Genomic DNA, 15,374 nt, shown 5'->3' with positions numbered 1-15,374 from the left:
GCGGTTCCGACGTCACCTGAGGAGCCCTTCGCGCCGCGCGATCGTCACCGCTTCGAGTTGGGAACGCGCCCCGAGCTTCTCCAGCACCCGCTGGACGTGGTTGCGGCCCGTGTTGAGGGCGACCCCCAGCTCCTTGCTGAGTTCCGCGGTGGTGTGCCCCTCACCCAGGAGCTGAAGGGCCTGGCGCTCGCGCGGAGTCAGGTTCGCCCCGAGATGCGGCTCCCTGCCGGACAGCCGTCCCAGCACGTCGCCCAGCAGATCCTGGCCGAACACGACCTCGCCCGCCGCGACCCGGCGTACGGCGTCCTCCAGCTCACTCAGGCCGCGGGCCTTCAGGATCAGCCCGGCGCCGCCCGTCTCCGCGACGCGCGCCGCCACCCCCGCGCTGCCCTCGCCCGCGAGGACCAGGACGCGCACGTCGGGCAGGAGCGCCAGCAGGGGCGCGATCGCGCTGACCCCGTCACCGTCCGGCAAACGCCGGTCCATCAGTACGACATTCGGCTCCCACCGCTCCACGCCGGCCAGCGCGGACGTCACCGAGGCCGCGCGGCCCACGATCCGCAGATCGGGAGAGCGCTCCAGGGCGAGGCAGATCGCCTCGGCCACCATGTCGTGGTCCTCCACCAACAGGACTCTGACCGGTCGACCGTGCGGGGGAGGTGCAGGCATTGACGCATCCTTGCGGGTGGCGGACCGCACGATCATGCCAGAAGGTCCCGGAGCCGGGACTCGACGGAGGCGGCGGCGTCGCAGCCGCGTGTGAGCGTCTCCGCGGCGCGGTGAGCGGGTTCGGCGCCGGCGCGGTGGACCGTCCCCGGGCTCGTGGATGTGGTGTTCGTCTCGGTGAGGAGGCCGTCGGCGCCTATCAGCGACAGCAGCCGCGACAGCTGCGTCCCGACTCCTGCGACGTGGAACTCCACGCCTGCCCGAAGGACCGCGTTCCGTACCGTGAACAAGGCGGTCAGGCCGGAGCAGTCGCAGAAGTGGACGCCGGTCAGATCGAGGCGGAGACTCCTCGGCCGCTTCACCAGACAGGCCGCGACCACCTCGTGGACGGAGGGAGCGGTGTCCCAGTCGAGTTCGCCGACGAGCGTCACTCGCGCGACTCCCGCGTCGACGACGGCATGCGACGTGAACGAGTTGTCGGTCACAGTGTCCCGCACCTCTCCGTGCTCACGTGCGACGTTATCGGCGCGGCACGCTCCTCCGGGCCTCCCCTGCCGGGAGATCCCCTGTCGTCAGCTGCGGCATCGCTACCCCATAGTGCGAGAGCATCAGTCCCGCTCTAGTGAATCTGCACTAGACACGGAAGTCAACACGCCCCCTTGCGGAGACAGCCCGGCGGCGGACCTCCGGGCCGACCTTCCGGCGGAGCGACGGCGGAGGTATGTTCCCGTATACGAGTACGAGTACGAGTGCGGCTACGAAGGCGAGTACGAGTACGAGACACGAGTACGGGACAACGAGCTGTGACCCCGATGAGAGGCACCGCGCAAGAGCCCGCGAGAGGCCCCGCCTGACCAAGCCCACGAGAGCCCCCGCTTCCGTGTGCTTCCATGTGGAGGAAAGCTGCATCGGACGGGACGAGGGGTGTGCAGCGTGGCGATGGTGCGAAGGGTGGCGGCGCCCCCCGAGCGGAAGCCGCTGGAGGGATGCCACTCCAGCGTGGTCTTCTCCGACGACCGGCAGTGGGCCGAACAGCTCGGTGCCTTCGTCCGCGACGGGCTGGAGAGCGGCGAGCAGGTGAAGTACCTCGCGGACACCACCACCCCCGAACGCGTACTGCGCGCGCTCGCCGACGCGGGAATCGACGCGGCGGGTGCCGTGGCCCGCGGGCAGCTGTCCGTCTCGGCCGCCGCGTGGACGCACCTCACCGATGCCGATTCCCGTTTCGACCCGGACACCATGATCGGGTCGTGGCACGACGCCGCGGAAGGAGCCCGCGCCTCCGGATACCGGGGACTGCGGGCGATCGGCGAGATGTCCTGGGGGGCGAGGGACAGCGTCGGCGCCGACCGTCTCCTGGAGTACGAGCTGCGCCTGCACCACGAACTTTTCCCACGGTTGCCGCTGACGGTACGGTGCTTCTACGACCGCCGCCTGCTGTCCGACGCGTACGTCAGTGTTCTCGCGAGTGCGCACCTGACGCACCTGGGGGAACCCCACCCCGCACCGGCTCTGCGAGTGGCCCCGCTGGAGGACCGGCCGGGACTGCTGCTCTCGGGGTCGGCCGGGTACGACACACGGGACGCGGTCGCCGCCGCGGCCGCCGTCGTCTCGGGCGTGGCGGCTCCCCGGGTGGAGCTGGACCTCTCGTCCCTGCGCCACCTGGACGCGGCTTCGCTCGCCGTGCTCGCCGACGCCGCGGCGGTGCGGCCGGGCGGCACGCCGCTCGTAGTACGGAAGGCACCCTCGCCCCTGCGGCGACTACTGCAACTGTTCCCGGAGCTCGACTCCGTGGTGGAGGTCGTGGACCGATGACAACCCACGAACTGGCCTCGGCCGACCCCGGCCACGCCGCCTTCTACCACCCCGCGCTGTTCTACGGCACCGAGAACGAGTACCTCGACGGCGTCGGCACGTTCGTGCGGGACGCCGTGGAGCGCGAGCACTCCGTCCTGGTGGCCGTGCCCGGCCCGCGCCTGCCGCTGCTCCAGGACCTCGTCGCGGACAACCGCGAGCACGTCAGGTGGGTGAACATGCAGGAGGCCGGGCGCAACCCCGGCCGCATCCTGTCGATGCTCCAGGAGTTCGCCGACCGTGCCGGGGACGCACCGACAGGAGTGTCGATCGTGGGAGAGCCGATCTGGGTCGGGCGTACGCCGGCGGAAGCGGCGGAGGCGACCCGGCACGAGGCACTGATCAACCTCGCTTTCACCGGGCGCCCCGTCAGCATCCTCTGCCCCTACGACACGGCACTGCCCGAGGACGTCCTCGACCAGGCCTACCGCACCCACCCGGTGGTCGGCGACTCCCGCGCCTACCGCGCCAGCTCCCGCTACGCCGACCCCCACGAGGTCTGCTCCGACTGCGACACCCCGCTGCCCGAGCCGCGGGATGCCGTAGCCGTTTCCTTCGGTGAGCAAGAACTGACCTTCGTGCGCGACGAGGCCGACCGCTGCGCGGCCGCGGCCGGCCTGGCACCGGCCCGCCGCACGGACTGGCTCCTGGCGGTCGGTGAGGCGACCAGCAACTCGGTCCGCCACGGCGGCGGCCAAGGAACTCTGCGCATGTGGCGCACCGACGGCGAGCTCATCGCGGAGATCCGCGACCAGGGCCTGCTGGCCGACCCCCTCAAGGGCCGCCGCCGCCCCGACCCCCGGGCGGCGAACGGCGGCAGGGGCCTGTGGATCATGCACCAACTGTGCGACCTGGTGGAGATCAGAGCAACGCCCCAGGGACTCGCCCTGCGCCTCCACATGGCCCTGGACTGACCCGGGGGCGAGGCAGAGGGGGGCAGGAAGAGGCAGCGCGGGTAGAGGGAGGCAGAACAGGTAGGGGAAGGCGCAGACGCCGTTTCCCTCGCGCCTGCTCCCGCCCCTCTGCTCGCCTCCGGCCGACGGCATGGCCCGGGGCGCCGAGCCGGGTGGAAGATCCGCGCGTACGCCTCGAACCTCGGTGACGCTCGCGACGCGGTCCGGGAACGACGGAAGGTCCCGGTCTCCATGACGGAGGCCGGGACCTTCTCTCGCGAGCGCTGGGCAGGCCTTGCACCTGCATCTCCCCACAGGAAGTGGGGCGCCTTTCCTTGGACCACCAACGCCGGGCCCGGCACCGTCGTTCCGGCGGCGAGCTCATGATCGACTCTACCCCACGGGCCGGGCACAGGAGAAATCGCGTCGGCCACCGCTGTCCTGCAACCACGCCCATGGAGTGGTCGGCCGGGAGACGGTCGACGCCGGCAAGCACTCCGATCGTCCGCGGAAGTTCGCGAACTTCCAGGTCCGCGCCACGACGGGCTCCGACTCACCGGGACAGACATCGCCGACTGGCGGCACAAAAGCCCCGCCCGGCCGGATGCCACGTAATCGGTCCTTTCCGGGATACGAAGAATCCGAAAACCGTAGCAGCATTTCGGAAGGCCGCCGTTCAACTGCCGCGACGGCACGGTTAAACAGTCAAACGGCTGTTTCTGTACGGTAATAACTGAAGTGGAACTTCCCGGCTGTCCAACTGCGGCGAGGACGCAGTTGCACACAACGCCCCGGCGGCCGTTGGGCATTGATCCATCGGACCTGCCGCGCATAGCTTCAGGGCGAGTCCTTCTCGTGCTCGTTCCAATAGATGGGAAATCCGTGGCTGACCAGCAGCTGTTCCTGCGCTCGAAAGTAATTGTCGAGCCGCTGATGGACAGATTCTTCGCGTGGCCTTACACGACGGCACCGGTGCAGTCGGCGATGAATCTCGCGTTTCTTCAGGTACCGCTACTCGAGTCCTACCTGCAGTCGCCGCAGGTACACGTGGCGGCCAGCAACAACCCCGAACTCCGGGGCGGCTACTTCATCAACATCGCCGAGGAGCGCGCCGACGAGGTCCGCGACCTGCTCGTCGCCATCAAGCGCGACCGCGCGCACATCCTCCGCTTCGCCGACGCGATCGTGGCGGGCCAGGAACTGCTGCGCGCCAACGCCACCGGCTTCGATCTCACCCCGCTCTACCCGAAGCTGCCGCCGGAGCTCGGTGGCCTGGTGGAACTCGCCTACGACCTCGACAACCAGGCTCAGCTGCGGTTCATGGAGCCGATCGTCTACAAGAGCGACATCTACCAGGAGTCGCGGCAGTCGGTGCAGCTCTCCTTCGAGACCGGCATCGAACGCCCCTTCGTCCTGAGCACGCCGCGGCTGCCCTCCCCGGACGTCCTGGAGATCGACGTCCCCTTCCGTCACGAGGGTCTGGCGGAGCTCTTCAAGACCCGGGTGCGGCCCACCACGCTCAGCCACCTCCGGGAGGCCCTCGGCCTCGACGACGCCCAGGCCGGACAGCTGTCCCACATGCTCAGCGAGCAGCCGTCCCTCGCCGAGGACCGCCACATCGAGTCCGGCGGCCGCATCCGCTACTTCGGCCACGCCTGCCTGGTGCTGCAGACCCCGCAGGCCGCCATCGTGACGGACCCCTTCATCAGCGCCGACAGCACCGCGGGCGACCGGTACACCCTCGACGACCTCCCCGACTACATCGACCTCGTACTGATCACCCACGGGCACCAGGACCACATCGTCCTGGAAACCCTGCTGCAGCTCCGCGGCCGCGTCGGCGCGATCGTGGTGCCGCGCTCCTCGCGCGGCAACCTGGCCGACCCGAACATGGCGCTGATGCTCAAGAACCAGGGCTTCCTTGTGATCGAGGTCGACGACTTCGACGAGGTCGAGTTCCCCGGCGGCAAGATCACCGCCACACCGTTCCTCGGCGAACACTGCGACCTCGACATCCGCGCCAAGTCGACGTACTGGGCACGCCTCGCCGACAAGAACGTCTTCATCGGCGCGGACTCCTCCGGCATCGACCCGACCCTGTACCGCTACATCAAGCAGGAACTGGGCACCGCCGACTACGCCTTCCTCGGCATGGAGTGCGACGGAGCCCCCCTCACCTGGCTCTACCAGGCGCTGCTCACCATCCCGGTCACCAAGAAGATGAGCAACTCCCGCAAGCTGTCCGGCTCCAACGCCGAGCAGGCCGGCGCGATCATGACCGAACTCGGCGCCAAGGAGGCGTACGTCTACGCCATGGGCGAGGAGCCCTGGCTCGGCCACGTCATGGCGACGACCTACACGCCCGACACCTACCAGATCCAGCAGATCGAAGAGTTCCTGACCTGGTGCAAGGAGCGCGACATCAAGGCCGGTCACCTCTACGGCCAGCAGGAATGGCGCTGGTAGACGTGGCCCCCGCCACTCTGCGCAGAGCGGAGCTGCACGCCAGCGTCGCCGACCCGGTGCTCGACACCATGAACTTCCTGAACGAGATCACCCACCGCTATCCCCAGGCGGTCTCGTTCGCACCGGGTCGGCCGTACGACGGCTTCTTCGACGTCGAGGAGATCTTCCGGCACATCCGCCGCTACCTGGACCATCTGGTGGAGGGCGGGGCCACCGCGGGAGAGGTCCGCGACGCGCTGTTCCAGTACGGACCCACCGGTGGACAGATCCGTGAGCTCGTCGCGGACTCGCTGCGCGAGGACGAGAACATCGACGTGCGGCCCGAGGCCGTCGTGGTGACCGTGGGCTGCCAGGAGGCACTCTTCCTCACGCTGCGCGCTCTCCTTGCGCGGCCGGAGGACTCCCTGCTCGTCTCCAGCCCCTGCTACGTGGGGGTGACCGGCGCCGCCCGACTGCTCGGCGTCGAGCCGACCTCGGTGGAGGAGAGCAGGGACGGCTTCCGCTGCGCCGATCTGGACGCCGCGCTCGTCGCCGAGCGGCAGCGCGGCCGTCGCCCCCGCGCCTTCTACGTGGTCCCCGACCACTCCAACCCGTCCGGCTCCACGATGTCCGTCGAGGAACGGCACGCGCTCCTCGACCTGGCGGCACGTGAGGACTTCCTGATCCTTGAGGACAGCCCCTATCGGCTGGTGAGCCCCGGCCGGCAGCTGCCGACCCTGAAAGCCCTCGACCGGAACCGGCGGGTCGTCCACCTCGGCTCGTACGCCAAGACGCTCTTTCCCGGCGCCCGCGTCGGATTCGCCATCGCCGACCAGGTCGTCGTGGATGAAGACGGCGGGCAGAGCTTGCTCGCCGACGAACTCACCAAAATCAAAAGCATGGTCACGGTGAACACCTCGCCCCTGAGCCAGGCCGCGGTGGCCGGCATGCTGCTCGCCGCCGACGGGCGCGTCTCGCAGTTGAACACCCGGACCGCCGCTTACTACGGCGATGCGATGCGTGCCATTCTCCAACGGCTCGACGAATGCTTCCCCGAGCCCGAACGCAGCGCTCTCGGCGTCCGCTGGAACGAACCGGCCGGAGGTTTCTTCCTCACCCTGGACGTCCCCTTCGCCGCCGACAACGCCGCCCTGGTGCGTTCGGCGGAGAACAACGGCGTGATCTGGACACCGATGTCCTACTTCTATCCGCAGGGTGGTGGCGAGCGGAGTCTGCGCCTGTCCGTCAGCTACCTGACCCAAGCGGACATCGCCGAAGGAATCGCGAGGCTCGCCCGGTTCATCACGTCGGAGGCGGCCAGGGCCCGCTGAACCACCGGCACGGGCTCCCCCGTGCCCGTACCGCCCCTCGCCTCACTCACCTCACTCACAGAAAGCGATGTGCCGTGTCGACAGCACGACGTCTCATTCGCAGCAAGCCGCGTATGTGGGGATGGACCTTTCGATGATCACTGACGCGCAGCCGACCGCAGACGCGCACCTGCACGCCACCGCGTTCCTGGAATCGCCCGCAGCCGCACCGGCGAAGGGCCTCGGAGTCCCACGCATCATGAGTGTCGGTACCGCCGTCACCGATACGTCGTACTCCCAGCAGGAGATCCTCGACCTCTTCGACATCACCGACCCCAAGGTGCGCTCGGTCTTCCTCAACAGCGCCATCGAACACCGCCACCTGACCGTCCCGCCCAGGGACGCCGACGGATCCGTGCTGCCCGAGACCCAGGGCGAGCTCCTCGCCAAGCACAAGCGGACCGCCCTCGACATGGGCGCCAGAGCCGTACGCGCCTGCCTGGAGAACGCCGGCCTCGACCTCGCCGACATCGACTACCTCTGCTGCACCACCACCACCGGATTCCTCAGCCCCGGTCTCAGCGCCCACCTCATCAAGGAGATGGGCATCCTGCCCCGCACCAGCCGCGTCGACGTCGTCGGCATGGGCTGCAACGCGGGGCTCAACGCGCTCAACGCCACCGCCAGCTGGGTCACGGCCAACCCCGGCAAAGTCGCCGTCATGCTGTGCACGGAAGCCTGCTCCGCCGCCTACGTCATCGACGGCAGCATGCGCACCGCCGTGGTCAACAGCCTGTTCGGGGACGGCGCCGCGGCCGTCGCGCTGACCGCCGACCCACCCGACTCCGCCTACGGCCCCGAGGGCACCCCACCGGCACAGGACGGACCCCGCATCCTCGCCTTCGCCAGCCACCTGATCACGGACGCCATCGACGCGATGCGCTACGACTGGGACGAGGACCAGGACAAGTTCAGCTTCTACCTCGACCCCCTTGTCCCCTACGTCGTCGGCGCCAACGCCGAACAGGTCGTCGACCGGCTGCTCACGGGCGCGGGGCTGCGACGCAGCGACATCGACCACTGGCTCGTGCATTCGGGCGGCAAGAAAGTGATCGACGCCGTACGCGTCAACCTCGGACTCACCCGCCACGACGTACGGCACACCACCGGTGTCCTGCGCCACTACGGCAACCTGTCCAGCGGCTCCTTCCTGTTCTCCTACGAGCGACTGCTCCGGGAGGAAGCCACCCGGACCGGCGACTACGGCGTCCTGATGACGATGGGCCCCGGCTCGACCATTGAGACCGCACTGGTGCAGTGGTGACCACAGAACAGGTGAGAGAAGCGATGAAGCGCACACCGGCGGCCACGGCGCAGACCGCGACCGAGGAGATCACCCTGCGGATCGACGGACGAGAACCCCTGACGGCCGACACGGTGGCGGCCGTCAGCTCGGTCTGCGACACCGCCGAGGACCTCAAGGGGCGGGTCACGGTCGTCGTCAGGGTCTCGGGGGCACCCGGCGGACCGCGGCCGGACGGCCTCACCGTGTCCCTGGTCAGTAAGTGGGAGCGCGCCCTGCGCCGACTGGAACGGCTGCCCGCGGGCACGGTCGCCGTCGCCGACGGCGACTGCGGAGGAACCGCCCTGGAGGTCCTTCTCGCCACGGACTACCGCATCGCCACCGGCTCGGTGCGCCTGACGGTCCCGATCGAGGGCGGCGGAACCTGGCCGGGCATGGCGCTCTACCGGCTGGCGGGACACGGAGCGAACGCCGCACCCATCCGTCGCGCCGTGCTCTACGGCACACCGCTCGACGCGGCCGAAGCCCTGACCCTGCAACTCGTCGACGAGGTGACCGACGACGTACCGAAAGCACTGCGTATCGCCACCGAACGAGCCGGCGCCGTCGTCGGCACCGAACTCGCCATCCGGCGCCAGCTGCTGCACGACGCGGCGGGCACCAGCTTCGAGGAGGCGCTCGGCGTGCACCTGGCCGCATGCGACCGCGCCCTGCGCCGATCCGCGGCAGGAGCGAACGCATGAGCGTGAACGACGTGCGCGCCCGACTGCGCACCCACCTGGACGGCGCACGCGCCCAACTGCCGACAGCCAGACAGACGTTGGAAGAGGCGACGCGGCACAGCCGGGCCCTGCTGGACACGCTGCCCCGGCCCGTGGACCGCTCCGCGGAGCAACAGGCCTTCGCCGAGGCCGCCGTCGACGCCGACAGGACACTTCGCGCCGCGTTCATGGACACGCACGCCGAGGAGGTCTACGACGAACTCACCGACCGGCGCACCCGCCACCTGCGGCTGGACGAACTCGCGACGGCCGCCGCGAAGGCCTTCCCCGGCCTGGTGCCCACCACCGAGCAGCTCGCCACGGAACGTGCCGGGCCGCAGGCCCGCAAGCAGGGACACGAAATCGACCAGGGCATCTTCTTCAGCCGCATACTGCGCTCACCCCGTGCCGGTACGCACCTGCTCGACGCGATGCTCAGGCCGACCCCCCGCGCCACCGCCCTGCTGCCGGAGTTCACCGGAACCGGCCGCGTCGAGCTGGGATCCGTCCTACTGGAGCGCACAGGCGCCGTGGCCCGCCTGACCATGTGCCGCGACGACGCCCTGAACGCCGAGGACGAAGCCCAGGTCGACGACATGGAGACCGCCGTCGACCTCGCCCTCCTCGACCCGGCAGTCGAGGTCGGACTCCTGCGCGGCGGCGAGATGACCCACCCCCGCTACCGGGGACGGCGCGTGTTCAGCGCCGGCATCAACCTCAAGGCACTGCACAGCGGCGACATCTCCCTGACCGGCTTCCTCCTCCGCCGCGAACTCGGCTACATCCACAAGCTGATCCGCGGAGTCCGCACCGACGACGAACCGGACTGGCGGCCGCGCACCACCGACAAACCCTGGGTCGCCGTCGTCGACTCCTTCGCGATCGGCGGGGGCGCCCAACTGCTGCTCGTCTTCGACCACGTCATCGCGGCCGCGGACGCCTACATCAGTCTGCCCGCCGCACAGGAGGGCATCGTCCCGGGAGCCGCCAACTTCCGACTGACACGCTCCGCCGGGCCGCGCCTGTCGCGGCAGGTGATCCTCGAAGGCAAGCGGATCTTCGCGACCGAGCCGGAGGCCCGGCTGCTGGTCGACGAGGTGCACGACCGGGTCGACCTCGACCTCGCCGTGGAACGCGGCGTGGAGCGCCTGCGTGGCAGCGCCGTACTCGCCAACCGGCGCATGCTGAACCTCGCGGAGGAGTCACCGGACGACTTCCGTCGCTACATGGGAGAGTTCGCGCTGCAACAGGCCATCCGTATCCACAGCTCCGACGTGCTCGACAAGGTCGGCCGCTTCAGCGCGGCCTCGGCCCCGACGGTTAAAGGAGCGGCACCGCGGCCCTGACACGGCCCCCGGGTCCGCGTCCGACCGACCCACGCACCTGGTCACACTTGATCGACGTCCAAGTGCGGTGCCATCGTGATCCGTGGTGGGGCCCCGCGCCCCACCGGGTCAACACCCGGCTGACCGGCCGGGCCCATGAAGGGCCCGCCGGTCGAGCCCTCACGCGGAACTCTCCCGCCCGACGATGCGGAGAGTGCGTCATGTCGCCTACGAGAACAGGCTCGTCATGCCATTCGTGAACACCAACGGCGTCAGACTCTCCTACCAGAGGTCGGGCAGCGGCACGCCCGTCCTGCTGATCATGGGCTCGTCGGCGTCGGGCCGGGTGTGGACGATGCACCAGACACCGGCACTCAACCGGGCCGGATACGAGACGGTGACCTTCGACAACCGCGGCATCGCGCCGTCGGACGTCCCCGCGGGCGACTACACCCTCAGCGACCTCGTGGCAGACACCCGCGGGCTCATCGAGCGCCTGGGACTCGGACCGTGCCACTTGGTGGGAACCTCGCTGGGGGCCATGATCGCCCAGGAACTCGCCCTGTCCGCACCGGAGTTGGTGCGCTCCGCGGTCCTCATCGCGTCCAAAGCCCGCTCCGACGCCTTCCGGCGCGCCCAGAGCGCAGCCGATCGCGCGCTGCGCGAGAACGGCATCCAGCTGCCCGCCAACTACGAAGCGGTGAAGACGGTCACCGAGATGTTCTCTCCCGCGACCCTCAACGACGAGGCGGCCGTCACCAGCATGCTGGAGCTGTTCGAGCTGACCGGCGGCAGCACCTCCGTCGGCCAGGTCGCGGCCGTCGAGAGCCTCGGGGACCGGCGGGAGGCGCTGCGCGGCATCACCGTGCCGTGCCGGGTCATCGCCTTCAGCGACGACCTGATCTGCCCGCCCCACCTGGTCGCCGAGGTGGCCGACGCCATCCCCGGCTGCGACCTGGTGGAGATTCCCGACTGCGGCCACCTCGGCTACCTGGAACGCCCCGACGAGGTCAACACGGCCCTGGTCGAGTTCCTCGGCAAGTACTGACCGACCACCCGCGGTCGCGGCCCCGTGCCCCCGTTCGACCGCCGCGCGGCCGGCGTCGCACACCACGCGGAGACCGCCGCACCACCTTGCGTAGGAAGGACACCCATGGCAGGGCACGACATCGCGTACGTCGAGTTGTACGCCAAGGACAAACAGCGGGCCGCCCAGCACCTCGTCACCACCCTGGGCTTCGCCTGCGTGGCGGACTCCGTCGCGCCTGACCGGAGTTCCCTGCTGCTGCAGCAGGGGGCCGTCCGCCTGGTCGTCACCTCGGGCCCCGCCACCTGGAAGTTCCTGGACGAACACGGCGCGGGCATCGCCGACATCGCCCTGTCCTGCACGGACGTCACGGCGACGGCGGAGCGGGCGCTGCGGGCGGGCGCCCGCGGAGCCGGTCGCGTACGGGGCAACCCGATCCTGTCCGGCGCGGGCGGTGTGACCCACACCCTCCTCCCCGCCGCGCGCACCCCGAGAGGATGGCCGGGCGGCCACAGATGGGTGGGGCTGCCCCTGTGCCCAGGCTGCGACGAGAACGTCCGACAGCTGAACGGAGTGGCGATCGGCCTGGGCGGAGTACGTCTGGAGGACTGCGTCCGCCTCTATCAGGAAGGCTTCGGGCTCCTCCCGCGCCGGACGGAACGCGCCGGCGAGCCGGGCAGTCCGCACGTCCGCACGGAACTGAGCGGCCTCCAAGGAGGAACGACACTCTCCCTGGTGGCCGACGGACACGGCGCGACACAGCAACTCTCGCTCATGGTCCGCGACATCACACACGCGGCGCGTGAACTCCGTGCCGAGGGCGTCGAGCTCGCGGGCCGGACACCGGACGACGTTCGAGGCGGACAGCAGGGTCGACTGCGACTCGACGGCCGCTCGCCCCACCTGGGCGACAGGCTCTCCATCGAACTCGTCCAGCGCAGCGGCCCCGGCGGCCTCGGGCCCGGCGACCTCCAGGCACTGCACGCGACGGCGGACCAGCACCGCCTCGCCACCGGCTGAATCCCGGCTGCGACCGCGCACCGGGTGACGAACGTCCAGAGACAACACTCCCCGAGGCGTACGCCTCGGGGAGGACACAGCCAGAGAAGGTGTCTTCTGAGAGGACCCCGGGTACGCACGGCGGTGGACGCGGCGCGACGGATGCGGGCCCTAGCCTCGTACCGTCAACAGGCCGTCCCCCCGACATCGGCGGCGGCGCAGCGGTACGACCCGGAAGGACTGATGCGCAGTGGCAGGGGACGGACTACCGGGGAGCGGGGGCGCCGACGAGTTAACGGACGGGGCCCCCGAACAGGCCACGCGTCGCCCGAACGGCCCGGTGGTGCTCCCAGGACCCACCGGGCGCTCCCAGGAGCAGACGTTCACCGCCCCGCCGACGCAGGGCCCGCCGCACAGACCGACGCCCCACCCGGAGGCCGCCGGACTGAAACAACTGGTGTCCCCAGGCGCCGTCTGTCTGACCGTCGGGGCGGACTGCTCGCGGTGCACCGCGGCACTGACGGTGCTGGCCGGCCCGGAAGGGCGGGTGCACCGCCTCATGGCCCCGGGAAGTACGGGCCGTGCGGCCACGGTGGACGAATTCTGCCGGCAGGCGGACCTGACCCGGGTCGACCTCATCAGTATCCAGTTCGACGAGGACGAACTCGGCCTGGTGCTGGGCGCGTTCGGGACATTGCTGCGGGACCGGCCCACTCTGCTGCTGCGGTGGGGACGCCGATGTCCGGACAGGCAGCGAACCGCCGAAGTGGTCCGCGGCCTCACCGTGTCCCTGGCGTACACGATGCACGGTTGGCAGGAGGGGGACTGGCGGCCGGTGACGGGCGCAGTCCAGGGGTGGGGCGGTTTCCTGTTCCGGCCGAGTCCGGTCCCGCGCCGGCCGAACGAAGAAGAGAGCTCCTGACGGGCCGGCTCAGGCGCTGGTACTCATCCGCTGGCGAGGAAGCCGGACTGGAGCCGCTCGTCCAGCTCCTGTGCGAAGCCCAGCCACGCCTTCGCGTACTCCCGGGCCAGGCTCGCCACCATCTCCCGGGAATGCGGTGAGACCGCAGTACCCAGTTCGGGCCACTCCTGCATGGCTATCGCGTGCTGCTGAAGCTGACGCAGCAGCTGACGGCCCTCTTCTCTGTGCCGCAGGGAAGGATCGCGCAACAACTTGTCGACCACTGTGGTGGGATCCTGCGACACCAGACGAATCCCGCGGTGCGGTCTCCGGCCGACCGGCTGAGGACGGACCGCAGGGGCCTCGGACGCCGGCTTCTCGGCGTCGGTACGCCCCGGGGCGGGCGGCTCGCCGGAGGCGAGTCGTCTTCGCACATCACTGACGGTGGCCGGTGAGGTGCACGCCAGGCGTGCCAGCTCGCGCAAGGAGGCGTCGGGACGCTCGGCCAACAGGTCGGCGACACGGTGCCGCGCCTCCGCGCTGTTGAGTGGACGGACCTTGCCGTCCTGGCCGACGCGGGCCTTCAACTGAGGGGTCTCGCCCATCCGACGGCGAATGGTGGCCACGGCCTTGGCGCCGAGCCCCGCGGCCTTGGCTATCGCGCGGTCGGACATGTGGGGGAGCGACGCGATGATCCTCGCGGCCGCGGCTTTGCGCTCGGCGGGTGTGAGCGGAAGCCCGTGGGCCGAATTCGCTTCGACGGCACGGAGGTAGGCCTCTTCGGGGGTTCCGTCGAAGAACTCGACGTCGATCATCCGCTGCCCGTTCGACAGTGCGGCAAGGTAACGGTGCATACCGTCGATGACTCGCATCGTTCCTCGGTGCACGAGGACGGCGGGGAGGGGGCCCTCGGTCTCCGCGAGCCGGGTGATGTGCTGGGCGTCGACTCCCCCGGAGCGAGGCGAGTCGCCTGGCGTCAAGGAAGCTACGGGGACGGTCGTGATCTGGCTGCTGGAAGTCTCGGTGCGGTGTTCCGGCGAAGGCATAGCCATTTCACTTCCTGATCGCATCAAGAGCAACCCCTAAGTGGATACCTGTCTCGGATCTGTTTGCGGTTGTGCCATGCATGAAGCCAGATCGTGACGTACAGAGCCACTCTACATTCACTGCGGCACGGGCAAGTGTGAATTTTTCCGGAGTGAGTTATTCCGTATTGAAGGATTCGCGTACCGTGAATTCGCGGGCATACGGCGTGAAACTGTCCAAAGAATGAGTGGTACGTGCAGTTGAGCAGCTGGACAAACCAGAGGAGTTATGCGCCGGAGGGGTCGGCGTCAAGTGCGGCGGGGTGGATCACGCCGTCCTGCCGCGGTGCCTGTTCAAGTGCCGCCTGGGCGCAGTTGGACGGTCACGGACGATGATCGTCAGGATTGATCGGGCCTGCGACCTGGCCCATAGTGAACTGGATCAGTTCGAGGACGCCCCTTCACCGATCGTGCGAGGGATGCCCGCACGGCCGATCCACGCAATGATCCAGATGCCTTGTATCCGGTCCGGCCAACGACGAGAATCATGATCCCGATCGTGTGCCGGTAGGCCGTCACTTGTGCACAGCTCGGCTTGGCATGCCCGCTGATTTCCGTGCTGGAAATGACAATTACATATCCAGCCGTACTCGACTGCGGAATCCATGGCATCTCGCCCGCCGGTGGATCCCACCCATTCGAATCGGCGGCATGTTCCCCACCGCGGTTATGCGTAAACAGGAGGAATCCCGATGATCCCGTTGTCGTATGCGCAGCGCCGGCTGTGGTTCCTGACGCAGTTGGAGGGGCCGAGCGCGACGTACAACATCCCGATGGCTCTGCGCTTGTCGGGCGGGTTGGACCG

The 15,374-nt window shown here is 69.3% G+C and carries 13 protein-coding genes; 10 read left to right on the top strand and 3 right to left on the bottom strand.

Annotated elements, in window-relative coordinates:
* Window positions 1–12 precede the first annotated feature (12 nt).
* Together AB0I16_RS32020 and AB0I16_RS32015 are read right to left on the bottom strand one after the other, a co-directional pair.
* On the bottom strand, window positions 13–624 hold the full coding sequence (locus tag AB0I16_RS32020) for a response regulator transcription factor (protein WP_363253159.1): 612 nt from the start codon (window positions 622–624) through the stop codon (window positions 13–15).
* Between the two features lie 77 nt (window positions 625–701).
* Window positions 702–1,151, bottom strand: coding sequence for an STAS domain-containing protein (locus tag AB0I16_RS32015; RefSeq protein ID WP_363253158.1), 450 nt, complete (start codon window positions 1,149–1,151; stop codon window positions 702–704).
* A 454-nt stretch (window positions 1,152–1,605) separates the two neighbouring features.
* Here AB0I16_RS32015 and AB0I16_RS32010 point away from each other — a divergent pair, with 454 nt between their 5' ends.
* From AB0I16_RS32010 to AB0I16_RS31965, 10 genes are all read left to right on the top strand, one after another.
* The gene (locus AB0I16_RS32010; protein ID WP_363253176.1) at window positions 1,606–2,481 is read left to right on the top strand and encodes an MEDS domain-containing protein; all 876 of its coding nucleotides are present in this window, start codon (window positions 1,606–1,608) and stop codon (window positions 2,479–2,481) included.
* Window positions 2,478–3,434, top strand: coding sequence for an anti-sigma factor RsbA family regulatory protein (locus AB0I16_RS32005; protein WP_363253157.1), 957 nt, complete (start codon window positions 2,478–2,480; stop codon window positions 3,432–3,434). The genes AB0I16_RS32010 and AB0I16_RS32005 overlap by 4 nt, the downstream gene beginning before the upstream one ends.
* Window positions 3,435–4,295: 861 nt before the next feature.
* Window positions 4,296–5,879 (top strand): MBL fold metallo-hydrolase, encoded by a 1,584-nt coding sequence (locus AB0I16_RS32000; protein WP_363253156.1) that lies wholly within the window; start codon window positions 4,296–4,298, stop codon window positions 5,877–5,879.
* The gene (locus AB0I16_RS31995) at window positions 5,867–7,189 is read left to right on the top strand and encodes a PLP-dependent aminotransferase family protein (protein WP_363253155.1); all 1,323 of its coding nucleotides are present in this window, start codon (window positions 5,867–5,869) and stop codon (window positions 7,187–7,189) included. The genes AB0I16_RS32000 and AB0I16_RS31995 overlap by 13 nt, the downstream gene beginning before the upstream one ends.
* A gap of 238 nt (window positions 7,190–7,427) precedes the next feature.
* The gene (dpgA, locus tag AB0I16_RS31990) at window positions 7,428–8,492 is read left to right on the top strand and encodes a 3,5-dihydroxyphenylacetyl-CoA synthase DpgA (protein ID WP_363253154.1); all 1,065 of its coding nucleotides are present in this window, start codon (window positions 7,428–7,430) and stop codon (window positions 8,490–8,492) included.
* A 23-nt stretch (window positions 8,493–8,515) separates the two neighbouring features.
* On the top strand, window positions 8,516–9,214 hold the full coding sequence (dpgB, locus tag AB0I16_RS31985; RefSeq protein ID WP_363253153.1) for an enoyl-CoA-hydratase DpgB: 699 nt from the start codon (window positions 8,516–8,518) through the stop codon (window positions 9,212–9,214).
* On the top strand, window positions 9,211–10,578 hold the full coding sequence (gene dpgC / locus AB0I16_RS31980) for a (3,5-dihydroxyphenyl)acetyl-CoA 1,2-dioxygenase DpgC (RefSeq protein WP_363253152.1): 1,368 nt from the start codon (window positions 9,211–9,213) through the stop codon (window positions 10,576–10,578). The genes dpgB and dpgC overlap by 4 nt, the downstream gene beginning before the upstream one ends.
* Window positions 10,579–10,804: 226 nt before the next feature.
* Window positions 10,805–11,605: an alpha/beta fold hydrolase gene (locus AB0I16_RS31975; RefSeq protein ID WP_363253151.1), complete on the top strand. Its 801-nt coding sequence runs from the start codon at window positions 10,805–10,807 to the stop codon at window positions 11,603–11,605.
* Window positions 11,606–11,710: 105 nt separating this feature from the next.
* Window positions 11,711–12,604, top strand: coding sequence for a hypothetical protein (locus AB0I16_RS31970; protein ID WP_363253150.1), 894 nt, complete (start codon window positions 11,711–11,713; stop codon window positions 12,602–12,604).
* 526 nt (window positions 12,605–13,130) lie between these two features.
* Complete coding sequence (locus AB0I16_RS31965) at window positions 13,131–13,505, top strand: hypothetical protein (protein ID WP_363253149.1); 375 nt, start codon at window positions 13,131–13,133, stop codon at window positions 13,503–13,505.
* Window positions 13,506–13,528: 23 nt separating this feature from the next.
* Here AB0I16_RS31965 and AB0I16_RS31960 read toward each other — a convergent pair whose 3' ends face one another.
* Complete coding sequence (locus AB0I16_RS31960) at window positions 13,529–14,356, bottom strand: transcriptional regulator (protein ID WP_363253148.1); 828 nt, start codon at window positions 14,354–14,356, stop codon at window positions 13,529–13,531.
* Between the last annotated feature and the right edge of the window lie 1,018 nt (window positions 14,357–15,374).

The sequence above is a fragment of the Streptomyces sp. NPDC050703 genome, assembly GCF_040654435.1.
GTDB lineage: Bacteria > Actinomycetota > Actinomycetes > Streptomycetales > Streptomycetaceae > Streptomyces.
This window is presented reverse-complemented; position numbering and strand designations above follow the sequence as displayed.

Coding starts and splice junctions, on each gene's coding strand:
- dpgC (WP_363253152.1), top strand. CDS start 9,211: ATGAGCGTGAACGACGTGCGCGCCCGACTGCGCACCCACCTGGACGGC.
- AB0I16_RS32010 (WP_363253176.1), top strand. CDS start 1,606: ATGGTGCGAAGGGTGGCGGCGCCCCCCGAGCGGAAGCCGCTGGAGGGA.
- dpgA (WP_363253154.1), top strand. CDS start 7,428: ATGAGTGTCGGTACCGCCGTCACCGATACGTCGTACTCCCAGCAGGAG.
- AB0I16_RS31975 (WP_363253151.1), top strand. CDS start 10,805: ATGCCATTCGTGAACACCAACGGCGTCAGACTCTCCTACCAGAGGTCG.
- AB0I16_RS31970 (WP_363253150.1), top strand. CDS start 11,711: ATGGCAGGGCACGACATCGCGTACGTCGAGTTGTACGCCAAGGACAAA.
- AB0I16_RS31960 (WP_363253148.1), bottom strand. CDS start 14,356: ATGCGAGTCATCGACGGTATGCACCGTTACCTTGCCGCACTGTCGAAC.
- dpgB (WP_363253153.1), top strand. CDS start 8,516: ATGAAGCGCACACCGGCGGCCACGGCGCAGACCGCGACCGAGGAGATC.
- AB0I16_RS32005 (WP_363253157.1), top strand. CDS start 2,478: ATGACAACCCACGAACTGGCCTCGGCCGACCCCGGCCACGCCGCCTTC.
- AB0I16_RS31995 (WP_363253155.1), top strand. CDS start 5,867: ATGGCGCTGGTAGACGTGGCCCCCGCCACTCTGCGCAGAGCGGAGCTG.